This window comes from Lapidilactobacillus bayanensis, assembly GCF_003946695.1.
GTDB lineage: Bacteria > Bacillota > Bacilli > Lactobacillales > Lactobacillaceae > Lapidilactobacillus > Lapidilactobacillus bayanensis.
This window is the reverse complement of record NZ_RHOX01000004.1, coordinates 1-25,937: the sequence shown is the minus strand read 5'-3', so window position 1 is coordinate 25,937 and position 25,937 is coordinate 1. Positions and strand designations below refer to the sequence as shown.

At 40.3% G+C, this 25,937-nt stretch carries 25 protein-coding genes and 2 tRNA genes; 25 read left to right on the top strand and 2 right to left on the bottom strand.

Going from position 1 to position 25,937, the window contains the following annotated elements; genetic code table 11:
• Positions 1–3: 3 nt before the first annotated feature.
• The 7 genes from EKM65_RS02335 (at position 4) to EKM65_RS02305 (ending at position 7,631) form a co-directional block, all read left to right on the top strand.
• Positions 4–1,359, top strand: a complete 1,356-nt coding sequence (locus tag EKM65_RS02335; RefSeq protein WP_125605109.1) for an extracellular solute-binding protein — start codon at positions 4–6, stop codon at positions 1,357–1,359.
• 31 nt (positions 1,360–1,390) lie between these two features.
• Positions 1,391–2,530, top strand: a complete 1,140-nt coding sequence (locus EKM65_RS02330; protein WP_225420375.1) for a glycoside hydrolase family 88 protein — start codon at positions 1,391–1,393, stop codon at positions 2,528–2,530.
• A gap of 16 nt (positions 2,531–2,546) precedes the next feature.
• Positions 2,547–4,361, top strand: coding sequence for a DUF2264 domain-containing protein (locus EKM65_RS02325; protein ID WP_125605107.1), 1,815 nt, complete (start codon positions 2,547–2,549; stop codon positions 4,359–4,361).
• Positions 4,362–4,682: 321 nt separating this feature from the next.
• On the top strand, positions 4,683–6,416 hold the full coding sequence (locus tag EKM65_RS02320; protein ID WP_125605105.1) for a hypothetical protein: 1,734 nt from the start codon (positions 4,683–4,685) through the stop codon (positions 6,414–6,416).
• A gap of 120 nt (positions 6,417–6,536) precedes the next feature.
• The gene (locus EKM65_RS02315; RefSeq protein ID WP_125605103.1) at positions 6,537–7,358 is read left to right on the top strand and encodes an HAD family hydrolase; all 822 of its coding nucleotides are present in this window, start codon (positions 6,537–6,539) and stop codon (positions 7,356–7,358) included.
• A 72-nt stretch (positions 7,359–7,430) separates the two neighbouring features.
• Positions 7,431–7,514, top strand: a tRNA-Leu gene (locus EKM65_RS02310).
• 46 nt (positions 7,515–7,560) lie between these two features.
• Positions 7,561–7,631 (top strand) — tRNA-Gly (locus tag EKM65_RS02305).
• A 311-nt stretch (positions 7,632–7,942) separates the two neighbouring features.
• On the opposite strand, the gene EKM65_RS02300 is transcribed toward EKM65_RS02305, so the two are convergent.
• On the bottom strand, positions 7,943–8,785 hold the full coding sequence (locus tag EKM65_RS02300) for an Rgg/GadR/MutR family transcriptional regulator (protein ID WP_125605101.1): 843 nt from the start codon (positions 8,783–8,785) through the stop codon (positions 7,943–7,945).
• Positions 8,786–9,154: 369 nt separating this feature from the next.
• Here EKM65_RS02300 and EKM65_RS02295 point away from each other — a divergent pair, with 369 nt between their 5' ends.
• The 13 genes from EKM65_RS02295 to EKM65_RS02235 all read left to right on the top strand — a co-directional run bounded on the left by EKM65_RS02295 (position 9,155) and on the right by EKM65_RS02235 (position 21,847).
• Positions 9,155–10,066 carry an ATP-binding cassette domain-containing protein gene (locus EKM65_RS02295; RefSeq protein ID WP_125605099.1) on the top strand — a complete coding sequence of 304 codons (912 nt, stop codon included), beginning with the start codon at positions 9,155–9,157 and terminating at the stop codon, positions 10,064–10,066.
• Positions 10,050–10,856: an ABC-2 family transporter protein gene (locus EKM65_RS02290; protein ID WP_125605097.1), complete on the top strand. Its 807-nt coding sequence runs from the start codon at positions 10,050–10,052 to the stop codon at positions 10,854–10,856. The genes EKM65_RS02295 and EKM65_RS02290 overlap by 17 nt, the downstream gene beginning before the upstream one ends.
• 23 nt (positions 10,857–10,879) lie before the next feature.
• Positions 10,880–11,665 carry an ABC-2 family transporter protein gene (locus tag EKM65_RS02285; RefSeq protein WP_125605095.1) on the top strand — a complete coding sequence of 262 codons (786 nt, stop codon included), beginning with the start codon at positions 10,880–10,882 and terminating at the stop codon, positions 11,663–11,665.
• Positions 11,666–12,321: 656 nt separating this feature from the next.
• Positions 12,322–13,161, top strand: a complete 840-nt coding sequence (locus EKM65_RS02280; RefSeq protein WP_125605093.1) for an ABC transporter permease subunit — start codon at positions 12,322–12,324, stop codon at positions 13,159–13,161.
• Positions 13,154–13,858, top strand: coding sequence for an ABC transporter ATP-binding protein (locus EKM65_RS02275; protein ID WP_125605091.1), 705 nt, complete (start codon positions 13,154–13,156; stop codon positions 13,856–13,858). Before EKM65_RS02280 ends, EKM65_RS02275 begins: the two co-directional genes overlap by 8 nt.
• Positions 13,858–15,120, top strand: a complete 1,263-nt coding sequence (locus tag EKM65_RS02270; protein ID WP_125605089.1) for an acyltransferase — start codon at positions 13,858–13,860, stop codon at positions 15,118–15,120. Before EKM65_RS02275 ends, EKM65_RS02270 begins: the two co-directional genes overlap by 1 nt.
• 61 nt (positions 15,121–15,181) lie before the next feature.
• On the top strand, positions 15,182–16,726 hold the full coding sequence (locus tag EKM65_RS02265; RefSeq protein WP_125605087.1) for an AMP-binding protein: 1,545 nt from the start codon (positions 15,182–15,184) through the stop codon (positions 16,724–16,726).
• On the top strand, positions 16,723–17,697 hold the full coding sequence (locus EKM65_RS02260; protein ID WP_125605085.1) for an aliphatic sulfonate ABC transporter substrate-binding protein: 975 nt from the start codon (positions 16,723–16,725) through the stop codon (positions 17,695–17,697). Before EKM65_RS02265 ends, EKM65_RS02260 begins: the two co-directional genes overlap by 4 nt.
• A 717-nt stretch (positions 17,698–18,414) precedes the next feature.
• Positions 18,415–18,810 carry a hypothetical protein gene (locus EKM65_RS02255; RefSeq protein ID WP_125605083.1) on the top strand — a complete coding sequence of 132 codons (396 nt, stop codon included), beginning with the start codon at positions 18,415–18,417 and terminating at the stop codon, positions 18,808–18,810.
• A 128-nt stretch (positions 18,811–18,938) separates the two neighbouring features.
• A complete protein-coding gene (locus EKM65_RS02250; protein ID WP_125605081.1) occupies positions 18,939–19,706 on the top strand; it encodes a hypothetical protein in 768 nt (255 codons plus the stop codon).
• On the top strand, positions 19,694–20,473 hold the full coding sequence (locus tag EKM65_RS02245) for a hypothetical protein (RefSeq protein ID WP_125605079.1): 780 nt from the start codon (positions 19,694–19,696) through the stop codon (positions 20,471–20,473). The genes EKM65_RS02250 and EKM65_RS02245 overlap by 13 nt, the downstream gene beginning before the upstream one ends.
• Positions 20,466–21,209, top strand: coding sequence for a hypothetical protein (locus tag EKM65_RS02240; RefSeq protein ID WP_125605077.1), 744 nt, complete (start codon positions 20,466–20,468; stop codon positions 21,207–21,209). The genes EKM65_RS02245 and EKM65_RS02240 overlap by 8 nt, the downstream gene beginning before the upstream one ends.
• Positions 21,206–21,847: an ABC transporter ATP-binding protein gene (locus tag EKM65_RS02235; protein WP_125605075.1), complete on the top strand. Its 642-nt coding sequence runs from the start codon at positions 21,206–21,208 to the stop codon at positions 21,845–21,847. The genes EKM65_RS02240 and EKM65_RS02235 overlap by 4 nt, the downstream gene beginning before the upstream one ends.
• Positions 21,848–22,084: 237 nt before the next feature.
• Here EKM65_RS02235 and EKM65_RS02230 read toward each other — a convergent pair whose 3' ends face one another.
• Positions 22,085–22,273, bottom strand: a complete 189-nt coding sequence (locus tag EKM65_RS02230) for a hypothetical protein (protein WP_125605073.1) — start codon at positions 22,271–22,273, stop codon at positions 22,085–22,087.
• Between the two features lie 228 nt (positions 22,274–22,501).
• On the opposite strand from EKM65_RS02230, the gene EKM65_RS02225 reads away from it, so the two are divergent.
• From EKM65_RS02225 to EKM65_RS11140, 5 genes are all read left to right on the top strand, one after another.
• Complete coding sequence (locus EKM65_RS02225; protein WP_125605071.1) at positions 22,502–22,972, top strand: flavodoxin domain-containing protein; 471 nt, start codon at positions 22,502–22,504, stop codon at positions 22,970–22,972.
• Positions 22,973–22,992: 20 nt separating this feature from the next.
• A complete protein-coding gene (locus EKM65_RS02220) occupies positions 22,993–23,970 on the top strand; it encodes a DUF2785 domain-containing protein (protein ID WP_125605069.1) in 978 nt (325 codons plus the stop codon).
• Positions 23,971–23,991: 21 nt separating this feature from the next.
• Positions 23,992–24,654, top strand: a complete 663-nt coding sequence (locus tag EKM65_RS02215) for an HAD family hydrolase (RefSeq protein ID WP_125605067.1) — start codon at positions 23,992–23,994, stop codon at positions 24,652–24,654.
• Between the two features lie 5 nt (positions 24,655–24,659).
• On the top strand, positions 24,660–25,172 hold the full coding sequence (locus tag EKM65_RS02210) for a GNAT family N-acetyltransferase (protein WP_125605065.1): 513 nt from the start codon (positions 24,660–24,662) through the stop codon (positions 25,170–25,172).
• A 110-nt stretch (positions 25,173–25,282) separates the two neighbouring features.
• Positions 25,283–25,441, top strand: coding sequence for a hypothetical protein (locus EKM65_RS11140; RefSeq protein WP_164506780.1), 159 nt, complete (start codon positions 25,283–25,285; stop codon positions 25,439–25,441).
• Positions 25,442–25,937: the final 496 nt, after the last annotated feature.

The window sequence follows — 25,937 nt, the reverse complement described above, 5'->3', positions numbered from 1 at the left end:
ATTATGAAAAAAAGTTTTTGGAAGCATTTGATTATCGCAAGCACAATTCTCTTGAGTACAGCAGTATTAACCGCGTGTAGCAGTAGCTCAAAAGATAGCAGTAGCAAATCAGGTTCAGCTAGCGCCGCAAAAGTTACTGATGAAGATAAGAAGGGTCCAATCACAATCTGGACTTCATCTAACGTTATGAAGGAAAGTGCTGAGAAGTGGGCAAAGAAAGCTGGTAAAACGGTTAAAGTTGTCGTTGTTCCGACAGTTGATTTTGACAAAAAATTAAAACAACAAGTCAATGATCCTTCAACCGCGCCTGATGTTTTCATCGTTTCACGTGACTTCGTTAAAGACTGGGCTGCACGAACGAGTGTAACGGTTAATTATTCAGAAACGTTCAAATCTGATGCTGCCAAATATAAGAAGAACACATTCAATGATGTTTATCAATTAGGACTTGATCCTAAGGGTAACTTAGTTGGTATGACTGGTGAAGAGCCCATTGGCATGATGTTCTACAACCGTAAGATTGCTAAGGATATTTTAGGTACTGATGATCCAGCCGAGGTTGCTAAGAGCTTAAATACTTTAGACAAATGGAAAACAGTTAATAACAAACTTAAGGCTAAATATGATGGCAAAACTAAGTTGTTTGGTAACACAGTAGATTCAACAAACTTATTATTCGCACAGCGTAAAACACCATATGTCAAGAACAACACATTTACAATTACCAAAGATATGGCTAAAATTTTTGATACAACCAAGACTTGGTATCAAGATAAGATGTTTGTTAGTCAAGCAGAAGACGAGGCTTATCAAGCAGGTTACAATAGCAATACGTTCTTCGTTAGCTTCTTACCAACATGGGGCTTCTCATCTAAGTTAGTTCCACAAATTACTGACAAATCTGGTGCTGGTAACTGGGGAGTTACACAACCAACAATGAGTTATGCACGTGGCGGTAGTTACTTCTTCATGACTAAGACTTCTAAACATAAGAAGAGTGCTTGGAATTACATCAAGTCACAGACTGTCAACACAGATAATCTTTATAACGATCAGAAGTCTAAGGTTGGTTATCCATCGAGCAAACTTGCTGCTAAAAAGCTAGTAGATAGTGGTTACAAAGAACCATTACTTGGCGAACAAAAGGTTTATGATATGTATGCTAAACAACAAAAGGTTCAAGACGCTGCTTATAAAGACATTGTTACTAAATATGATTCAACTGTTAGTGGATTTATGGGCGATTTAATCAAGGACTATGGTGCTGGCAATATTACTAAAGAACAAGCCCTAAAGAAATTGGGCGACGAAGTTAAAGGCGCTTATCCAGAATTAACGGTAAAAAACGCTTATAAATAGCAGACATTGATGCAGGGGGAACAAGTTCATCTTGAGTACGAATAACGAAAACACCACAACCCAACAATGGGCGACAACCATCCTAAAACGCATTGACGAGAAAATGCGCGTCGTTAATCGGCGTAATGAAAACCAAATTCCCTATCTTGTTCGTGATGGTCACTATAACAATATGGCAACAGAAAACGTGTCTTGGTGGACGAATGGGTTCTTTGCTGGTAGTCTATGGCAACTTTATCATGCGACTGCTGAAACGGCGTACAAAGATAACGCTCGAAAAATTGAAGTATTATTAGATCAAACATTTGCTGATTATTACGGATTACAACATGATGTGGGTTTTATGTTCTTACACAGTGCGGTTGCAGATTATCGCTTAACTGGTGATGAAACTGCTCGTAAGCGGGGGTTACACGCTGCTGATATTTTAGCAGGACGCTTCAATGTTAATGGTAATTTCATTCGTTCATGGAATCAGCCAGAGCGTGCTGGTTGGACGATTGTTGACAGTCTCATGAATATTTCACTGTTATTCTGGGCTACTAGTGAGACCAACGATCCTCGTTATCAAGAAATTGGTATGCGGCATGCCGACCGTTTATTGGAATGCTTGGTTCGTTCAGACGATTCAGTCGGTCATGTTGCAACATTTGATCCGCAAACTGGTGAGTTTTTAGGTCTGCGTGGTGGTCAAGGTTATGATGCTCAATCAGCTTGGTCGCGCGGACAAGCTTGGGCGTTGTATGGTTATGCATTGAGTTATCATCATACTAAGGCGCAGCGTTATTTAGACGCAGCGAAGCGGATTGCTCATTATTATATTGCCAATGTCAGTCAGGAAGATTATTTATCTTTAGTTGATTTTCGTGCACCATACGAAACTAAAAAATATGATTCAAGTGCTGGTTTGTGCGCGGCCTGCGGTATGTTAGAAATTGCCGATCAAGTAGGTGAATATGAAGCAGGATTGTACCGCCATGCCGCCGAAAAGATTCTGAGAGCAACGGTTGATCATTGGTGCTATTGGGATCTTAATCAAGATGGCATTGTTGGCATGGTCAGTCATTCGTATCATCAGGCAGCAGAAACTCATGTTAAGATTGTTTATGGCGATTACTTCTTAATAGAAGGAATTCTACGCTTACTTAATAAATCGTTTTTGATTTGGTAAAGGATGGCTAAAAAGATTGAAGACAGAAAAAATTGTTGATCGCGCAACATTGTTAACTTTTTTCAACGGTTTGCTTGATCCAACTAAGCAATATCGTCAACAAGGTAACGGACGTTTGAATCTTGGTAGTAGCACAACCCATTACAGTGTTGATCAAGCACAAATAGAAGGCTTTTTACGTAATCTATGGGCAGTTGGGCCAATGTATGGTGCCGGCACATTGAACAATGCCGACTTTGCTTATTACGCTGACGCAATCCTCAACGGAGTTAATCCAGAGAGCCCATATTATTGGGGTGACATTCGTGACTTTGATCAATTAATTGTTGAGATGGCCGCTTTCGCAGTGACATTAATTGAGACGAAGGAGAAGTTCTGGGATAAATTAACGGTTAATGATCAAGATAATATTTACAATTGGATTGATCAAATTAACCACGTCGGTGTTCATAAAAATAATTGGCGGTTCTTCCGAGTTTTAGTTAATGTTGCTGAGATTAAGTTAGGGCGCAAAGCTGACCGTCAGCGCATGACGCAGGATTTAGTGGATTTGGAATCGATGGCCTTACCAGAAGGCTGGTATTATGACGGCAATGAATATCAAATGGATTATTATATTCCTTGGGCGATGCATTTCTATGGCTTGTTATATGCACATTATATGGCTGCCGAAGATCCTCAGCGTGCCGCTCGTTTTGTTAAGCGTGCTCAAGAATTTGCACAGAGCTTCAAGTATTGGTTCGATCGAGATGGCGCCGGCGTTGCCTTTGGTCGTAGCTTAACGTATCGTTTTGCACAGGTAGCATTTTGGTCAGCCTGTGTCTTCACCAATGTTGAAGTTTTACCTTGGGGTGAAATTAAGGCGATTATCTTTGATCACCTTAATTATTGGCAACAATTCGCTATGACTAAAGCTGATGGTGTCTTAAGCATTGGCTATGGTTACGAAAATCTTTATATGTCTGAGCACTACAACGGTCCAGGCTCACCATATTGGGCCTTCAAAACTTTCGTATTATTAGGTGTGCCTGCTGATCATCCTTTCTGGTCCGCCACAGCAGTTCAGCCAGAACGTGCTGAGATGATTCATATCAAGCCCGCTAAGATGATTATTACCAACCAAGCTGGCTACAACGCGATGTTATATCCCAGTGCACAATGGACGAACCAAGCTCATGCCGATGAGAAATATAGTAAGTTTGTTTATTCTGCTAAGTTTGGTTTTAGTGTGGCAAATGATAAACATGGTCTAGTTGCTGGTGCTTTTGACAGCGTCTTAGCTGTTGCAGAAGCGGGAACAGACTTGTTCGTTCATAAACCATTGGATCAGAAGGCCGTGGTAACTGATACTTGGTTGCGGCATGACTGGTCGCCATTGCCAGATGTTGAAATTCGCAGCACGATTATTCCGTTAGGTGAATGGCATGTTCGAATTCATCAACTCATAACGAAACGTCCCTTACTCGTTAGCGATGGTGGTTTTAGTAGCCCAGTTAATGATAGCCATGAAGATCGGCATCCAGCTATTAAAATTTCCAATGGTTTAGCTTTTCAATCTGAAGTTGGGGTTGCGGCAGTTGTTAATTTAGCTAACTTTGATCAAGTTGAACCGGTTTTTCCAGCGCCCAATACCAACTTGCTCTATCCCAACACGGTGCTCTTGGCTGCCAACGCTGAATTAGCAGTTGGTGAACATTTATTAATTGGTGCTTACTATGGTGGTTCTAACGTGCCGACACAACAACCAATCGTTGAACGCCACGCTGATCAGATTGAGGTTACTTGGCACAATCAAAAAGTAACCGTACCACTGCAACCATTAGTAAATTAACGGTTAAGTTAGTCAATGTTACTGTTGTCGTTGCATTCAGTTAATTAAATTTTTAAGCGATTCAGATGTGAGCATCGTTGCTGAATAAGTAAAAAAATTGGATAAGCGCATTTAAAGAGCTTCAAGACAAAAGTCGGTTTTGACAGCGATCATGAAGGTGGCCTTGAGGAAATCCGGATTTTTGGATTCTCTCAAGGCCATTTGTCATGAAATGCGCAAAACTTAATAGCAGATTCATTGCAAGGTGCAACAAAAAATAAGGGTTGGGTTGAAGAACTTATTTGATCGCCAATCCTTTTCTAAAAGGGAAGAGAAGAAGTTATGCATAAAGAATTAGTATTGACTTGGGCTCAAACATTAAAAGAACATCAGTTGCGCCGTCATCATTCAGTTTTTGATGGTGGTATTTTGTGTCCGGCATGTTTACGAATGCATGGACGCAGCATGGATGCGATGTTGCCATTGTTATACGCTGGGGTTCAATTGAATGATCCCTCTTATCTTGAGAGTGCTGAAGCTTTATTCTGGTGGAGTCAACGTAATGTTGCCGCGCATGATGGTAGTTTTGTTAACGATCCTGGTCACCCGTGGAAAGGGACAACGATTTTTACAATCACCAATTATATCGATTGTTTGACCTATTTCGGCAATGTCTTATCAGCAAAAACTAAGCAAGCAATTTTAGCGCAAATTAACACGTCATTACCTTTCATTGAGAACTTTATGAGCACTGTCGAAACGAATATTAATTATTGGTGTGCAGGAACCTTTGCCTTGGCTTTGGCAGGTAAATTCTTACAACGGCCGGAATTAATTAAACAGGCACAACAAGCGATGAGTAAGATTAAACCGTTTATTCAAGCGGATGGTTTATTAGTCGGTGAGGGTCGTGCCCATGATCTTCATTTAAGCGATCAGTCAGCTAAAGGTGCGTTGGCCTTTGATGTCGGTTATAACGTTGAAGAGAGCCTGCCTAGTCTTGTTCATTATGCTTTACTCATGAATGACCCAGAATTACTAGAAACGCTTAAAAAGGTCCTCAAAACGCATTTGAATTTTTTCCTAGCAGATGGTGGCTGGAATAATAGTTTTGGCAATCGCAATGCTAAGTGGAGTTACTGGGGGAGCCGCACCTCTGATGGTTGTCAGGGGGCATATGCTTATTTTCCTGAGCCTGAATTTCAAGCAGTTGCTGCTCGTAATTTACAATTGTTGCAGTCTTGTACACATGATGGTTTATTAACGGGCGGACCAATGTTCACTGCAGCAGGACAACCGACTTGTATTCATCATACTTTCAGTCATGCCAAAGCTTTAACCTTATGTTTACTTGAAGGACATGAGATTAATTCAGCGTCGGCGGCGCAATTAGTCTTACCGGAAACAACTCAACTTTGGAATAACCAACAAGTTGCCACGTTAAGAAAAGGTGACTGGTCAGCCAGCGCTTGTGTCAGTGATTATGTTTATACCAAAGATTCAACGCCAACAGGTGGGTCGTTGACATTACTGCATCATCGCCAATTTGGCCCGATTTTAGCCGCGACAATGACCGACTATAGTCTGCCGGAACCAACCAATATGCAATACCCACTTGATGAACCGGTCACCTGTCAGACGATGCGGCTAATTTATCAAGGTGAGCAAACAGTTACGAATCCACAAGCAACCTTGCAACAAACTGCTGCAGGTGATCAAGAAGAAATCCGTGCGACTGGTTATTTTGCCGATGGGAATCGTTATACCTTAACTTACACATTAACGGCAGCTGAAATGCAAATTAAAGTGGCAACTACGGCGATTGGCGCACAATTACAATTACCACTGATTGCTGCCGCAACAGATCAAAGTGTCGTGCAGCAGCAAGGGCTGTTGCTCTACCGTCAAGGGCAAAAGTTGCAAGTGCAAATTGCAGGTGATTGGAAAGTTGAACGTGATACAAGTCGTGCCGATGGGCTAGCGCGGCACTTTAATCCTACCGGTGGTTTTCAATATTTAAATGTTACCGTTGCTGTCAAAGAAGAACCACTTTTGATTACTTTCAAGTTAGTTTGAGCGGTTCTAGTCTTAATTTGAATAGCTGTTTAATCGCCGTCGTTTTAAAGCCTTAATTTCTAGATGCGAGCTGAGGCTCATCATGGTATGATGAAATTATCATTTTTAGCGAGGTGCCAGATGACAATCAGACAGATTTTTTCGGATATGGATGGGACATTATTAAATAGTGCAGGTGACGTTTCTCCTGAGAACGCGCGTATTATTCGCGAGGCAGGCATTCCCTTCACGCTAGTTTCGGCTCGTTCACCAATGGAAATGAGTGCGGCGATTGATCAGTTGCAATTAACTGGGCCACAAATTGGTTATAATGGTGGTTTGATCTTTCAAAAAGGGGCTAATGATTGGCAAGTAATTGAGAAAAACTTACTGGCGTTTAAGACGGCTAAAACTTTAGTGACACACTTGAAGGCGGAATTTCCAGATTTAAGTATTAGTATTTATGACTTGAATCGTTGGTATACTGATCGAATTGATGCAGCAATTAAATTCGAAGCCAAAATTACAAAAATTTCACCTGACTTGGTTAACTTTACCGACTATTTGGCCGAATCACGAGAAATTTTTAAGATTATGTTGGTCACCTTTAGCGAAGCACGAATGAAGGATTTATTGATGTTTCTCAATGATTTAGCTTTACCAGGCATTGCATTCGCCCAATCAGGAACGACTTACTTGGAAGTTACCAATGCTGCAGCAGTGAAGTCTAAGGGGATTGACTATATTATTGCGCGTGAACAATTAACGATTGCCGAAACAGCCGCTTTTGGGGACGGTCATAATGATTTACCGATGCTGCAAATGGTCGGTCATGCTTTAGTGATGGCTAATGCGTTACCAGAAATTAAAGCAGTAGCCGATACAATTGTCCCGAGTAACAATGAAAATGGCGTCGGCTATGGGATCGAGAATTACTTACTAGCAAAATCAGCCGCGTTATGACAATTAAATAGGCAATTTTAACGGAAAACACTTGGCATTTAGCGAAAATCTGCTAAAATTAAGAGTGTTGTTGCCGCTGTGGCGGAATTGGCAGACGCGCAGCGTTCAGGTCGCTGTATTCGCAAGGATGTACAGGTTCGACCCCTGCCAGCGGCACTTTCAAATAATAAAATAGTTGTTTACATTGCAGCTGTTTTATGATGCGGGCATAGTTTAGTGGTAAAACGTTAGCTTCCCAAGCTGGAGTCGCGAGTCCGATTCTCGTTGCCCGCTTCAGTTGAGAACCTTGATTTATCAGGGTTCTATTTTTTTTGCCCAAAATTTTGAATGCAATAGATTATATTGAATGTCAGATTGCACCAAGCATTTTTAAAATCAGTATAGTGCCAGCACTCAAAATATTGTCAAAAACAGAAAAGAATCGAACAAAAGATTGATTGTAAGAAATCGCTTTAAACACTTTTACCTGACTAACAAAATGACTCATGAAAATATTTCAATTATTCAATTCTTGCTTCTTGATAGACATTCGTGTAAATAGTCGTTGTGTTGCTTTAAAAGATGATTTGCGGTTACTGCAACTATCAATCTCGAGTAATGTAGTGCTTGCGCAAGAAATTGGCCCATCCTTTCTCGTCAAGATAATTCAAAGTTCGCAGTAATTTGTCCTTCTCAGTTTGATTATCTGATCCGTTTTTATTTGCATTTAATAAACCAAGTACCTTAATGACGACTCTTGCTTCTAGGCTATTAGATGTCTGGGCAATTATTCTCAATTCTTTTAAAAAAATAGTCATGCCCTCATAATCATTGCGCGTGTATGCCAAGATCGATGCATTGATAACAAATTTGAGGCGATCTCCAGATAAATTTGAACTGTCAGAATATAGCTTCATGTAGACAATTGTTTCTTTAAACTGAAAGTTAATATAGTTCTGGTCAAAAATGAACAAGCAATTAGAAAATAGAGAAAGTTCAAATCTTCCCCAAGTGTCAATTCCATCTAGATAATTCCTAACGTTGTCCTTGATTTCATCAATTGTGTCATCTTCCAGCTTATCCTTTTTAAACCAACGAACTAAGTAATACTGTGCGTATAGGCCGTAAAAGTAAAAATCATAATTCTCGTGATAAAGAGAGAGTAAATTTTCTGCAAATTCGGGATCAAACTTGGAATCTAAGGCGCTTCTAGTCTGATTTGCTAATTTTTTTCGAAAATTAAAGTTGTCATCATTCAGCATATACTCGAATTCTTCAAAAGAAATATTCATACGTTGTAAATATTGACTCAAAATATAAAAGGAGATTTTTGAACCATCATGTTCATATGAGTTCAAGGTGGTTCTCGTAGAAATACCCGTGGATAATTGTTGTTGAGTCAATTTTCGCTCAATTCTGAGCTTGCGCAGTAATTGGTTTTGCTCCATCGATTTACTCCTTTATAGAAAGAATGTTGTTGTACATAATTATGAACCCAAAATGTGAATATTACTAGAGAATACACAAAATTGCCATAAAACTCGTGTGTAATTTCTCGTCAAAATAAATTTCCTGATTTTTTTATTGTACAATTATCACGAATGCCTAAAATAATTGGCGATCAATGATTTACCAGCGGGGAACTTGGGCTGTTCTCATTCTGGTCGGTATTTACCCACACTTTCATTAGACAAGATAACACAGAACTAAATTCATTATTTCAACTATGCATATTTGATTCAAAAGAGTTCATATCGGAAAGCACGGGGGCTACTATGTTAGCCATCCTGTGCTTTTAGTATGATGGAGGATTATCAATGCCGACAATTACTTTGAATGACGTTTCTAAGAATTACAAACAGAAAAGTAAAACTGTGGAAGCACTAGTCAATTTAGATTTTACAGCCGATCCGGGCGAAATTATCGGTCTGGTTGGGCCGAACGGTGCTGGAAAAAGTACGTTTGTTAAATTGCTTTGTGGAATTCTGACGCCGACATTTGGAAAAATTTCAGTTCTCGGCTGGCAACCAGATCGTAATCGCCATCTGCTCACCCAAAACATCGGAGTTATGTTTGGGAATCGCTCTAGCTTGTGGTTCAATATCCCCGCGATTGAATCGGTTTATTTGATGCGAGATATTTACCAAATTGACCAAACACTTTTTAAGGAACGTTTAAACAAATATTCCCACATACTTGAAGTGAGTGATATTTTACAGAAGCCTGTTCGAGAAATGTCATTAGGCCAGCGGATTCGAATTGAGTTACTGGTGACAATCCTGCATCAACCGAAGATTTTAATTTTAGATGAGCCAACCTTGGGACTAGATATCGTTTCTAAGAATCATTTTCGTTCTATCTTAGTTGAATTAGCGCGGGTTGAGCAAACGACTGTTATCCTCACAACACATGATATTCAAGATGTTGCTAAGATTTGTGATCGCATCGTTTTAATCAATCATGGTAAGAAGTTACTGGACTCAACTAAAACAGATTTTCAAGCAATGATTTCTCAACAGGCCGTCATTCAGGTCAGGCGTGAAGAGAATACTTCTGACTTAACCGCTCAGCCATTTTTACGTGAAGAAAATCCAGAGTGGTACAAGTTTGTCCTTCCTAATGCAAGTAAGACCGAGTTTCTAACCCAATTAATGGCGTGCCAGTCAGACCTACAGATTCAAGTTTTACGGCCAGAACTGGAGGATATCCTTTATGACTTCTTTCAGTAACGCTTTACAACACTACGCGCGACTATTCTATCGCTATTTACGGCTTTCAATTGTTGAAAACTTGCAATTTCCACTAGACTTCTTAATGAGTTTCGTTGATCTTTTATTCCAGACGGGTGAATTAGCACTCTTCTGGTGGTCACTCTTCAAATTAGGAATCATTGTTGGAAAATGGTCGGGTGACGAACTATTGCTCTTTTTGACAATCAGTATTTTCTCCGATGTTATTAGCCGCTTCGCCCGTGGTTTTCGTGATTTAGAATTTCATTTACTTGACGGTAGCTTTGATCAATTTCTGGTGCGACCACTTCACCCAATTATGGGGTACATCCTCAGCCAAACCAACTTTTTTGGTGGTCTCTTAAGTTTAATCCTAGCGAGTAGTTCCTTAATTTATTTGCTAGCATCTGGCAGAGTAGTTCTACATCACGCATTGATTGGATTTGCCGTCATGATTATTGGAACTTGTGCCTTTCAGTTGCTATATGGCCTAGTTTCGCTACTCGCATTTTGGTTTGGGAAGATTTATATGGCAAGAGAAATTTTATTTTCTTTTGCGGATGCTAAAAAATATCCCCTGGACGTCTTTCCTAAAACGATTCTGGGCTTCTTTACGTATGTCGTTCCGCTCTCATTAATGATCACAATTCCGACAAAAATATTGTTGGGCACTTATCAAAATCCGATTCGCTATTTTATTTTGGCGCTAGGCTTATTTGTCATCTTTATTGTCATATTCAAAGTTGTGCTGCAGCATGCCTTAAGAAGATATGAATCAACCGGCTCGTAAATGTAAGGGAGGAGGTGACTAGCATGTCTAAATACTGCCGTACATTTTTACTTAGTATCAAAAATATTCATCTATTTAAATTGGACTTCTATTTGAGTTTCATTGCGATTCCTATTCAAATTTTGGTTACCTATTTTTTCTGGCGGCGACTTAATTTGAGTGAGAGTTCCCGTTTGATTACGGTTAATTCGTTGTTGATTTACTATTTCGTGATGGGAATTTTACAAATCAGTTTTGGTTCTGCTATGTATGTTACTTACGAACTTTGGCAAGAAATCAATCAAGGGACGATTATTACTTGGCTGAATCGACCTATCTATTATCCGTTGTATGTTTTCGCGCAAAAAATTGCCCAATTTTTAATGAACTTTTTAGCCTCTCTAGTTATCACATTTACCGTATTCTGGTTTGTTGGTTATCACTTTGCTATCATAACTTTTCTTATCGGTATTTTGAGTAGTTTATTAGGATTTCTGCTCTTATTTCAAATTCAATTCATTATTGGCACATTAACTTTTTGGCTGAAAAAAGTAATCGTATTGCGAGATACCATCATGAGTCTGCTCTTTTTGCTAGGCGGCTTTGTTTTACCGATTGATTTGACACCACAGATCATTCAACGACTCTCTTTTTTCACACCGACGCCGTACATTTACTATCTGCCGACTAAAATACTCAGTGGGCAAACCACGGATTTAAATCTCCCGATGCTTCTGTGTGTGCAACTTTTCTGGGTTATGTTGTTGCAGGCCATTTTGATGTTAGCGTGGCATTATGGTAGTCACGACCACGTTACTCAAGGTGCATAGGTGGTATCTCGTGTATTCGTCTTTTATGTGTACACTGCTGATGATTAAACTAAATTACTTAGAATAATAAAATTATGGGCTTGCTTTAAGAGTCGATCAAGAAATTTTAATACTGAGGTCTCAGTACTGGTTAATAGAATAATTCATAAAAAACGGATTCTAACGCTTCATTTTTTTGTCTAAATTTTTCTTTTTTGTTTTAAAAGTTTCACATCATTTAGGTTAATAGTGCGGTAATGTATTCGTGTTGTTAAATGATGCTTGTCGTATTGGTCATTAGCTCTTTGAAGTATAGTTGGTCAATTAAATTAAACACCACTTGCTTACCACAAATAGGGGGCTATTAAAAACTCAGTTATCAAACACTGGCTACTTCTAGTTAGTCATTTTTAAAAACGTTAATATTTTTTACGCCGTTAGTACAAGTTTTTAACTTGAACTAACGGCTTTTTTGGTCCACTCACTGCGATTGATATCGTCGAGAAAACTTCAATTAAATCTTGGCAATTCGCGCGTTCAGAGAACAAGGTCGAAAAATCATCACATTTTCTTGCTGAATTGTTCGCAGTTCGGCGCCTAAAAATTCGCATTCACGTTCTAGACTGTTAATTAATCAAAACAAAGGTTATTTAAATGCTACGAATGGAGATGTACAGATGGATTCATCAATTCCCAGCAACAAGACAGCAATTAAAATCAAAGCGCCTAAGAAACGACATCTTACAATTGGCTGGTCACAACTATTACCGTGGGTTATTCCCGTTAGTGTCGTTGTCATTTGGCAAGCTGCAAGTACGTTCGGTATCTTAGCGAGTTCAACTTTGCCATCACCACTGGCGGTGTTTCAAGACACCGTGACGTTGGTGCAAAACGGTACCTTACAGAAGAATATTAGTATCAGTTTATATCGTGCCACAGTCGGTTTTTTGATTGGTGGAGCGTTCGGTTTCTTTTTCGGCGTTTTAAATGGTGTATCACGATTTTCACGGTCGTTATTTGATAGCTCGATTCAAATGCTCCGCAATATTCCTCATCTGTCTTTAATTCCATTAATTATTATTGCGATTGGTATCGATGAAAGTGCCAAGATTTCTTTAGTCGCAATTGGCGTGATGTTTCCCATTTATATTAATACACTCCATGGCATCCAGTCTGTTGATCCCGATTTATTAGAGATGGGTCAGTCTTATGGACTAAGCAAGCGCGAACTTTTCAGCAAGATTATTTTTCCTAGCGCTTTGCCGACTATCCTCATGGGAGTTCGCTACGCTTTAGGCGTGATGTGGACAACGTTGATTGTGGCCGAGACGATTGCCTCTGATTCAGGAATTGGTTACATGTCAACGAATGCAGAAGACTTTATGGATATGAAAACAATTATTGTTTGTATCGTGATCTATGCGTTATTAGGTAAATTATCAGATTTAATCGCCAAGAATATCGAGAGTATTGTATTAGCTTGGCGAGATGTGAAAGAAGTGAAGTCTCATGACTGAGGAAATCTTAACCGTTCATGAATTAGGCCGAACTTACGGCGACAACGTTGCACTCCACGATGTGAATTTAACGATTAATCAAGGCGAGTTTATTGCGTTGGTCGGCATGAGTGGTGGCGGTAAGAGTACTTTGTTACGCTTAATCGCCGGTTTAGAACGACCAACTGCGGGTGAGATCACCTTTAAAAAGACCCACCAACCTGTTATTCGCGTTATGTTTCAAAATGATCGCTTACTTCCATGGCTGACAGTTTTAGATAATGTGACATTTCAGAAGAAAGCACCGCAAATGTTGAATCGTGCTCAAGAGATGTTGCGTTTGGTTGGTTTGGCCGAATTAGCCGATCATTATCCTGGTCAATTATCCGGTGGTCAAAAACAACGGGTTGCATTAGCAAGAGCGTTGATGGCCGAACCGCAATTATTATTACTTGATGAACCGTTAGGCGCATTGGACGCGTTAACGCGCCGTAAGATGCAGGATTTAATTCTTGACGTTTGTCAGCACCAACATTTAACGACTATTCTCGTCACCCATGATGTTCAAGAAGCGGCTCGAATGGCTGAACGCATTATTGTCATTAAGAAAGGAACGAATTTATATGAAGAACAAGGCCCACAAAAAGAAGACGCTGCTCAAGTTGGCGTTGTTGCCGATCGGATTTTGCACCATATTATTGATGAAGAGGTGTCATAATGGCAAGTCAACCTACATTAGCTGTCCCGGCGGATGGCACCACCACCTTAGTTAAAAAGAAGCGACCTTATTTACATGAAGTTGATTTGATGCGGAATATTTTTATCTTTGGTGTGTTGTTGAATCATACAACTTCAGCGTTTGCTACACATATGGCTGCGGGTTCTTGGAGTCAGCTCCTATTACATGCTACCCATTTGGCCCTCCACTTCACCCGTATGGGGTTCATGTTTATGACCGGCCTGGTTCTCTTCCTCAATTATTATCAGCGTGAACATCAGAATTGGTGGCTCTTTTGGAAGAAGCGTTATACCAGTGTCGGTATTCCGTACTTAGCTTGGAATGCATTACTATTATTGATCGTCACTGTAAGCAGTGGTGTTGCCTTTAATGGAACGACTTATTTAACTGAGTTATATCAAGCAGTGATTCATGGTGATCAGTTCTACTTATATTATGTGTTCGTCATTTTTCAATTGTATTTAATCTTTCCTGTTCTGGTGAAGTTATTTAAAGATCATCCGCAGCGGCATTTGCAAATTCTTATCATTAGTCTGGCGATTCAACTGGTGCTACTTGTGGGTATTAAATATTGGTTGCCGGGTGTTGATCGTTCCAGTTGGCCATACTGGTTTAAGTCTTACGGCATGAATCTTATTGTGTATCAAGCATATTTTATTTGCGGTGCGTTTAGCGCCATCCACTATCAACAAGTGGTGCACTGGTTAAAGGCTCATACAAGATTGATTCAGGCGTTGGCAGGAATTTTGGCAGTAGGGACAGTTGGTCTGTACTTCTTCAATCAGAATGTTTTGAAATTAGATTTTCAGCACACGGAAATTGTTCATCAACCATATATTATGTTTTATGCGCTGGTCATGATTGCGCTGGTTTTCTTGATCGGATTAAAGTACGCTGACGTTCGCACCACGAGTCTAGACCCAGCTGTCGATCATTTCATCAAGCTGGGTTCAAAAATTTCTTTCGGAATTTATTTGGCCCAGACGATTCCTTTGTTACTACTTAACGGTATTTTGGGTTACCTGAGTTACTTACCAGCGTGGTTTTTATTAATCATGTTGCCGTTGGGTTATTTATTTGTCTTAGGCAGTGCTTTCGGGATTTCTTATTTCTGTTATCGTGTGCAGCCGTTTGGCATTTTAATTGGACGTCCGCAACGACGCAAGTTTAAAACCGCGAACGTTGTCGTGACCCAGCAACAGCGAACACAGACGGATCATTTATTAACGAAGAAAATTTAATCATTTCCCAATTTTACTGACTGCAAAAAGTACCTAATGAAATTTAAAGGAGTGATTTACGATGACAAAATTAACAACAGCATTAACTAAACAACTACTAACTGATCCTGAACGGCCCTTAATCAAGTCAGTTAACACAACTGAGTGGCTGACGAAAGGTGAATTTCGGGCTGATGTGACGCGTATCATGTCGGCACTGACTAATGTCAAGGTTGGTTATCATGATCAAGTATTGGTTTGCCTAGATAATTCTTGTGCTTACCCGGAATTAATGCAAGCAATGTGGGCGTTAGGAATTGCCGTACATCCTGTTTCTGCCTCAACGCCAGCCGCACAGTTATTAGCCGAGTGGCAAGAACAAGATTACCTGGCCTTAATTATCGCACCGCATTTGGAGACAGAAATTCTGGCGCGGTTACCACTTAATACAACGACATTACAATTAAGCAGTGCTTCAGGCCTTAAACTTTTAACCGCTACTGAAAAATTACTCATGCGGAATTCTGCACCGACCGCGCCAATTCAAGAAGATGATTTGGCTTTGATTTTGAACACATCTGGAACAACCGGCAAGCCTAAACGAGTCGGTTTAACCCACAGCATGCTCTATAACGGTGCCATGCATGATGCAGAGAGTCAGCAGATGACCGCACAAGACACAACGTTAATTACGATGCCAATGTTCCATATTAATGCCCAAGTGATTTCTGTCTTAGCGATGCGACTGGTCGATGGCAAAATTGTCGTCGCTCCGAAATTTAGTGCGAGTCGTTTTTGGCAACAAATTGCTGAAAATCAAATTACGTGGACGTCGGTCGTTCCCACGATTATCTCAATCTTATTGTTAAATCAAACGGCCAATGAACAATATCATAAATATGCCCAGTTTAATCATCTGCGTTTCGTACGTAGTTCGTCATTCTCATTGCCCGAAGATAAATTTTGTGCTTTTGAACGGCGTTTTAAAACGCAGATTCTGGAAGGTTACGGAATGACGGAAACAACGAGTCAATGTACGATTAATCCATTTGATGCCCCGAGAATTGGTTCGGCAGGAAAACCATATCGAACGGAAATTGCCTTTTTAATTAATGGTCAGTTGACTCAGCAACCGTATCAAGTTGGTGAGATTGCGGTTAAAGGTGATCATGTTATTCACGATTACTTGGATCCTCATCATGATTCATTTATGGACGGTTGGTTCTTAACCGGTGATTTAGGCTACTTTGATCATGATGGCTACCTTTTTATTAAAGGTCGCATTAAGGAAATGATTAGTCGCGGTGGTGAGAAAGTTGCTCCAGCGACGGTTGAGAACGAATTGAATCAACTCGATTTTATTGGTCAAGTTGTCGTTATCGGCTTACCCGATGATATTTATGGTGAAGCCGTTACAGCAGTGGTTATTCCCACTCAAGATCAGGTGCATGACTTTAAAGCCGAACGGGAACAAATTTTGGCCTACGCGGCTGAAAAATTGGCCCGTTACCAACGACCGACGCAAGTTTATTTCGTTGACCAGTTTCCATTGAATGCAACTGGCAAAGTTGTCCGCAATCAATTACGCCAACAACTATTGCAAACAACGGCCGGTGAAGCGCGATGACCAAACAACGTACGCGTAAAACTGGCCTGGTGCTGTTGCTGCTTGTTTGGTTAGCCGTGGCTTTTTATGGTTATCAACAAGTTAACGATGAGCAAACAACGCTCAAAACGATTACCTTAGGCTATCAAAAAGCTGATCCGTTTGACATTGCGCGACAACGGGGTGTTTTAGCTAAAAAGATGAAAGCCAAAGGTTACAAGATTGTTTGGAAACAATTCCAAGACGGCGCTGCTGAATTACAAGCGTTGAAATCAGGTAGTATTGATTATGCACGGATTGGTGATACGCCACCAGTTGTTAATTTAGCTGCTGGTGCCAGCTTTGTCTACATCGCCGCTGGTTCTACCAAGGCTGCTGGTTCGGGAATTCTGGTTAAGAAGAACTCAACGATTAAGTCCATCAAAGATTTAAAAGGTAAACGGGTTGCTTATACGAAAGGAACAAGTTCTAACTATTTGATTTTGAGTGCGTTGAAGAAGGCCGGAATGAGTGCCAGTGATATTAAGTGGGTTAACTTAGATAACGCCGCTGCCAGTGTTGCTTTTAATAAAGGCAAGGTTGATGCGTGGGCCACTTGGGATCCTATGACTTCAACTGCCGAGCTTACACAAAACGCCAAGTTGTTGGTGACTGGTGAGAATGGTGTCAGCAGTAACCGCGATTATGTGCTCTCAACGGCATCATTTGCTAAGAACAATGAAGAAGTTTCTGCGCTCTTAGTTAAATATTTATCAGCAGACATGACTTGGGCGAATAAGCATTCAACTCAATTAGTGAAGATGCTGAGTGACTCGCTTAATTTATCAACCAAAATTGTTAAACGGATGGTAGCACGGCGGTCGTTCTCAATGACTGCCATTAATCAAACTGTGATTAAAGAGGAACAAGATATTGCCGATCTCTTCTATGAAGCAGGTTTGATTAAGAAGAAGTTGACGATTAAGGATGCAGTTGCTTATACGAGTGATTAGTGATGGCAACTAAAACTGTTTTTGCCGTGGTTCTTCGTGCTTGCGCAAAGGTTGCGGATGGAACGTGCGAGGTACCGTGGTGGGAAATAAATACTAGTCGCTGGAACGTAGTGGGCGTTGATTTGAGCCGATTGAAATACAAATCGTCTCAAATACAAGCCTTAATGTAAGCAATAAATTGCCAACATTAATGTCACTACTGAGCGGTATTTATTTCCCACCACTAAGCTAACAAGAGTGCAACCTTTGTGCAAGCGCTGAATTGACGAGTGGGTGAATTGCCTTCTCATTTTTAGAAGCAAAAATTTGCGGTTAAATCACACCATATCATCACTTTCGTCAGTGCCGAAGGAAAATCGCGGTCAGCCGCGGAATTCTTGTTAATGGTTTACCATTTACAAGAAAGCTTGCGTTTGAGACGAATTGGTTTTGATTCGGCTCAAACCAATGCTCGCAGCGTTCCACCAGTGTATTTTCCGTAGGCACGGAGAAGCACCATAATAATAGTTTTAGTATTTATTCCCACATGGCGAAGGATACACAAAATACAAATAAAAGGTTACTTTAACAGCAACCACTGAAAAAATTTGAACCATTTTGTTTTTAAAAGGGGATAAAAAGTCTCCTTAATAATAAGGTAATGACAGCGTTTGCAAAACTAATTTGTTATGATATTATTAATATTGAGAATAGACGGATAGAAAAAGAAAGATTTTCATGAAGAAGATCGATTCAATTCTTGCTATGGCAGGTATTGTTGTTAGTGTGGGTGCAGCTGTGAACGTATCTGCTGCCACATATAAGGGTTACGATGTTCATATTCCTAAGCTTGGTTCTATGACGACTGGAACTATTAAGAAAACAACAACAGGTAGTGCTTATAATAAGGTGGGAACGATCGGTGGTAGTTCAACGGTTGTTATGGCAATTAGAACGACTAGTAATAATGCCAACGTGACAAGTACACGGCAGACATCGAAAGATGATTCGACAGTTACTTTGGATTACAAGGCGGCATCAACGGTTAAGGGTAAGAATACAACGTTAGCTTTATCGACGCCACTACTGGAACTATCGTCAGTTCATAATACAGGCTCGTGGACTCCAAACTAATATTTTAATTATATAAAAAAACTTCAAAATGTAGATTTCAAACGTATAACCGCTTGTTTTTATGGAACAATTCTTGCCTATGTGGGCCATTGGCATAGGCAAGTTTTTATTTTTGAGGAGAGGGAATAATGAGATACTTTAGCAGAGAGCTTGTTCGCGGTTTTAAATCGCTTAATTTTTGGATTGCTTGCCTGTTATGTTTGGCATTCTTTATGTTTTCTTTCTGGTACAATCGGTTTACGATTGAGAATGCACACGGCTATTATTTATTCTATTCGGTGTTATTTTTTGGAGCGGTGGCTTTATTGCCAGTTTTCGCACCAATCATTGCTGCGTTACCATTTAGTCAATCTTACTTGCAGGATAAAGACCATCATTTTCTGTGGGGTGTGATGAATCGGATGACGCCACAACAGTATTGGCGGACGAAGATGTTGGTTACGGGGATTTTAGGAGCATTGGTTTTAATGTTGCCCCTATTCTTGTGGTTGTTGATTAATTTGGTTTTCTTGAAGAACAACAAAGTTCCTGATCTAATGACTGTAGCAGGGCCGTTTTCATCCTTGTACAACACGCGGCCACTTTTGTTTTGTCTACTACTGATTGGACATTCAGGTCTTTTTGGTTTCATCTATGCGGATCTTGCCCTAGTCGTCTCACTCTATATTGAGAAAACTTATGCGGTAATCGCAATCCCGTTTCTGGCGTATCTTTTACCGTCATTCGTTTTCCCATATCTGGGACTGAGCCGCTTTGAACCGACGATGACTTTTATCATTAATCTCGATCCCGGATCAACCTATCTGACTGTTTATGGTGGCTTATTATTTGTAGGAGCACTCACTAGTACCTTATTGGTTGCTAAGATCAGAAAGGCAGAACAATGGCTCTCTTAAGGCTTAAGTTAAAAACAACCAGTAAAAAAATGGTCATGATCATTTATACTTTGTTAGTCGTTATTTTATTACTTAGCCGGTTCGATTTTTTGCGCACAACTGATCATCTATCGGATTTATTGTGGTTAACAGATAACTACAATTCGGCTTCGATTATCGGCTATGGGATTCCACTGATTTATGTTGCTTTCCTAACGTTACTGGAGAATAATCATTTGCTAAATAGTAGCACCTTGGCTCGCCTTCCGGGACGATGGGCGTTAGTTCGATCGGCTACTATGACAGCTGGACTAGCAGCTTTGATTGTTGGCAGCGTTTCTTTAGTGACCATGTTTTTAATTGCTCCCACTACTTTATTCACAGGTTGGCAATGGTCACGGCTTTTGATTCATGAGTTTAAAGACTTTTTCCAAACGAATCCTGAACTGACGTTTCCATTACAGTTTCAATGTTTCCTTTTTACATTGCAATTAGTGGCTTATTTGACCGCATTAGGGCTGCTTTTTGAAATTATTCACTATGCATTAGTCAGTATTCGCCTGAGTTTTGCAGGAACAGTTCTCTTAGTGTTTATTCAGACGACGATTTTAAAAAATGGCTTATTTGAAGCAGATTGGTTGCCCGCACGTTTTTATATTTATTATTTTACTGGGGCATCTCGTCAGTCTATCGTGAATTTACTGAGTTATTGGCTAGTCGCTCTTGCTAGTTTAACTCTTGTTTTAACCGCGGTGATTATGCGGCGCAAACAGGTATCTTATGGTTAATTTAAAAAGGACGATTTTACTAAATATGCGTCTGAGCGTTAGCAGGAACCGAATTTTTGCCTTGTTAGTATTGATTAGTCTCACTATGATTGGCCGTCTAGCTTATTATACAACTGGAAGACTGTTTATTCGTTCACTGCTAACAGATGTGATCTGGCAAGAATCCGTCAGATTACTGGATATTATCTTTTGCATTTTTCCTTACATTTTGTATTTATTGATGATTGATTTGGATGGAGAAGGCAACAGGGAGTTAATTGCACAGAGATTACCGCATTATAGCAGTCGGTTGTTGAGTGTCTTTTTGGCTCAGTTATTATTAACGCTTTGTTTTTGGCTATTATATGCGGTGTTGGGGTTAATTTGGTTCAGAATTGTTTTCATCGGTGAAAGCATTAATTTGATGTCGACCATTGCCATGGCATGCTTATCGTTGGTAGTGCATTGCGTTTCGACCCTGATTCTAGTATTTGATTATGAGTTAGCCCGGACAGTTGGGATTGCTAAAAGTACCTCCCTGACAGTGCTTCTATGCTTAATGGGATTATTTGTTGTATTTTCAGCTTTAAATCCTGATCTAGCTAACCTTATTTCACCAGTTCAGTTTATGATTTTAACACCAGGCGATCTGATTGTTCACAGCAGTCGCTATCTTGGATTAGGTTTAATCAAAGTACTCATTTTGCTTGGTACAATTTTGACCATATTTCGTATTCATGGAGGAGAAATGATATGAAAAATCCGGCAGTCCTGATCGAACAGCTTTCCGTCACGTTAGGCGGTAATCAAATCTTTGATGAGGCAAATTTTAAGGCTGATTATGGCAAGGTGACTGGATTAGTCGGACCAAATGGTTCAGGTAAAAGCGTGCTCTTTAAAATTATTTCCGGATTTGTTCGCGGCACTGGTAAAAATGTCATTGTAAATGACGAACAGCTGTTACGTTCGACTAGGTTTCCCCCAAATGTGGGTTCTTTAATCGAAGAGCCTTACTTCATCGCGAATTTATCTGGTCTCGACAATTTATTGTTGCTAGCAAGTATTAAAAATCTCATTACGGAGCGAGAGATTGTAGCTTATTTGCAGAAGTTTGGATTACCAACAGATCGGCAGGCGGTAAAAACCTATAGTTTGGGTATGAAGAAAAAACTTGCGATTATTCAAGCTATTATGGAACAGCAAACGGTTGTGATTTTGGATGAGCCAATGAATGCTCTTGATGAACACAGTGCGGCGTTAACTAGGCAAGTGATTCAAGATTTGGCTGCAGTGGAGCATCGCGCAGTATTGCTGACCAGTCATCAATCTGATGATATTAAGAGTTTATGCCAAGAAGTGTTTGAGATTCAAGAGCGGCGCATTATCCGGCAATAGTGTTTGTACTGATAGCAATCAAATATTTGAATCATGAAAACTAAATGATCAAAAACAACAGGGTTCCAATCTGAAAGATGGATTTGGACCCTGTTGTTTTTAACGGAATCGTCTTATGCGGTGTTTGTCGGTTAAATGGTCTCGGGAATTAGATCCCTAGTCTTGTATTTTATCTCGATTTTGTTTTATCGAATTTAATTTCAAACGTACTGTTATCCTGTAGTCAGCGGAAAACCGTTATCTTTTTCGCGTGTGGATAATTAAGTCATAAATCGTCCCAATGATGATGACAACTTCTATAATGATAAAAGCAATCACCAATTTTATTCTAAGTGACAGCTCTAATGGCAGTAACCACATTGTGAGTATCATCAGCGTACTGACAATTAGCTGTAAGACAGTTACGAATCCAATACGTTTAATCATCAGATTCTCCTTGTCCATTTTTTGAAATCGGTTTCAATGGTAATAGTACGCCTGTCTGAATGTTTGTCAAGAATGCCATCAATTAATTGCTAAATTTATTTGATGATGTCTCGGTAATTCGACTTTGATTCGTTTTTTCTCGTGGCTGACGTTTAAATAAGTAATTTTACTCAATTATAATGGTGTTATGTTAAACTAAACTTAATCGTAAAATATGAACGGAGTGATATGATGAATTCACAGATTGGGATCATTTATGCTAGTATGTCGGGCCGCAACGAACGAATTTCTGAATATTTAGCACAACAGTTGACTAAGTTAGGTCAAGATGTTGACCGCCACGAAATCTCGCAGTTTGATACAGAGAAGTTGTTGACTTATCGTTCGTTCATCATTGTGAGTTACACTTACCATGATGGTCAAATTCCTGACGAGGCTCTAGATTTTTTCGACGATTTACAGACGGTTGATTTAACCGGTAAGCCTTATGCATTAACCGGTTCAAGTTCAATTAAACATGAATATTTCGGGCGGGCCTTAGATTATTTAGATCAACAGTTGGTTCATCTAGGGGCTTTTCGCGCCAGTGCCATTCTAAAGATTGATCAGGATGCTAATCGTGCTGATTTAGCGCGTTTGGATGCACTGTGTCAACAAGTCATTGATTTTAATCAGTTACAAGCACAACATTTAGTTTAAATTAAGAGTAGGTAATCATATTGACGGTAACAACAATTGATAAGGTCCGTATGCAATTGAATCAACTTTATAAAGATTTTAATCGTGGTTTGAATTTTGCAACCTTACCTGACCAAATGACTGATTTATATCAGTCAATTGTCTATGCCCAACGGCGAACTAAAGTTGTGCCATTGACCAAGGGTTCTGTAGAAGAACTACAGACAATCTTGAAGAAAGTTGGTCAGGCAGTTAGTCAAAATAACGACGATATTGAAATTAGCGACGATGAATTAACGTTGTTGTTGCACAACATTGGTCTGTTAAACGAGAATGTTCGTGACCGCGGCATCTTTTTCACGATCAGTAGTTTGATGAATCGGGGTGACTTGCGGCCGGAACAAATCTGGTCGTCGTTGCAATTTTTAACACAAGACGAGGTTTTATTTGCTCATATTTTAGAACCACAGAATAGTGCCGTCTTTAGTCGTTCAATGGCTGTTTTGTTGTGCTCGGTTTTTCTGGTGGCCGATCGTTCTTATGGTGGTGTCTTAACCGATGCTCAATATTGGCAGGTTGTTTCGCAATTGACTTTATATACACTTCTCGAACGTGACGTCCGTGGATTCGTTCCAGATGCCGGTTGGGCACATGCTTACACGCACATCGGCAATGTACTCGCAGAGGTTTCTGAGAGTCGCTTGACGCGGGCCCAAAAGTTATTATTCTTGACCGGTGCAATGGTAGGTTATCAGCAGGCCGATCAGCCATTTGCCTTTGGAGAAGATCAACGAATGGCGACCGCGACTTTAGCGTTGGCCGATAAAGAGAAATTTTATGCGGATTATTTAATTCGTATTTTTCAGATTTGGTCGAAACGAACACCAGCGAATCCACAAGCTAACGGCTATGATTTTTGGACGAAATGGTACAATCGAAATCATTACTTTGTTAATTTAATGGTGATGCCGGATATTCCAGAAGCATTGATTGATTTTATTAAAAAAATGCCGAATTAATAGGCAGGTAAGGGTGAAAAGGTGTTAAAAGCAGTTATTTTTGATATGGATGGCGTTCTGATTAATAGCGAACCTTATTATTTACAACAACGGATTGCTTACTTCAAACTGTTGGGTCTTAATATTTCTGATGAGCGGATTGCTAATATGACCGGAGGAAATATGAAGCTCGTTTTACCGCAGCTTTTACCGGGGAGAACACCGACAGATTACGAACAAATGCGCAAGGGCTATCGTTATTTCAAATTACAACATCCGCAAGATTTTAAGGCGACTTTAATGCCCGATGCGCTTAAGACGTTGACCCATTTACAGCAGCAAGGTGTTCGCATGGCGTTGGCTTCATCAAGTGATCGTCAAACAATTGATACGATGTTAACGACAACTGGTTTAGGTGAGTTCTTCGAAGTAACCTTAAGTGGTGAAGATTTCGAACGAAGTAAGCCAGATCCAAGTATTTATTTGACTGCGTTAGCAAAACTGCAGATCGATGCTAAGGACGCTGCAGCAGTCGAAGATTCAGAAATGGGAATTGCGGCTGCTAAAGCTGCTGGGATCTTTACTTTTGCGGTGGCGGTTGCTGATCCGCGTGTTGCCACTGACCAGAGTCAAGCAGATTATCGTTTGCGTAAACTTGGCCAATTAACAGGAGCAGTAACTTTAATGAGAGGGCATTTGGAGTAAGCGTCATGACAAGGATTCAATTTCGTTTAGCAACGACTGCTGATTTACCGGTGATTATGAATATTGTTGACGGTGCACGGCTATTTCTGCATCATCAAGGCATCCCGCAATGGCAAAATGGCTATCCAGATCAGTCGGTATTCAGGGCTGATATTAGCCAACAGGCACTTTATGTTGGTGTGGAGAATGGTCAAGTCGTCATGATGCTAACCTTAATGAATGGGCCAGACCCTAATTACCAAAAGATAGCCGGAACTTGGCAACAATCTTCGAATCATTATTTAGTGCTGCATCGGATTGCGGTAACTCGTTCAGTAGCGGGTCATGGCGATGCTGATGCTGCTTTTGCCTTCGCTATTCAAATGGCACGGCAGCAAGGTAAAGTGTCGTTACGACTGGACACCCATGAAAAGAATCACGGTATGCGCCATTTGGCTGAGAAATATCAGTTTAAACAGTGCGGTACTGTTTGGATGGCCGATGGCGCACCGCGTATTGCATTTGAATTAGTATTTTGAGTGGGTGAGTGATATTTTTTTGCCACTGAGTTAATACGCTAGATACTAAAACTGTTTTGTTGCGGTTCTTCCGCTTGCGCAAAGGTTGCATATGGAACGTGCGCGTTGCCGTGGCGGCAAATAAATACGTGTCGCTGGAACGTAGTGGGCGTCGATTTGAGCCGATTGAAGTGCAAATCGTCTCAAATGCGAGCCTTAATGTAAGCAATAAATTGCCAACATTAATGTCACTACTGAGCGGTATTTATTTACCGCCACTAGACGGGTAAGAGGGCAACCTTTGCGCAAGCGCTAAAGTAACGAGTGGTTGAATCACCTTCCAATTTTAAGAAGTACAAATTTGCATTTAAGCTGCACTAACGCACTTTAGTCAGTGCTGGAGGGAAATCGCGGTCAGCTGTGAAATTGTCGTTTGCGATTTATCGCTTACGACAAGGCCGAGCTTTAAGACAATCGCAGATTGGCTTAAAGTCGAGCCCACAGCGTTCCACCAGCGTATTTCTCGCAGGCACGAAGAAACGTAGCATGACAGTTCTAGGTTTTATCATTTCAATAGTGCTTGCGGCGTTCCACCAGCGTATTTCCCGCAGGCACGGAGAATCACAGCATAACAGTTCTAGGTTTTGTGATTTCTCGCAGCAGTTTCATCCGCGTATTTTTCGACGACCGTAAAGAAACTGTTGTAAGCAGTTAATAATCGACCGTCATTGAAAGTAAACACGCCCCGTTTCGGCTTTGATCGAAACGGGGCGTGCTGTGTTATTA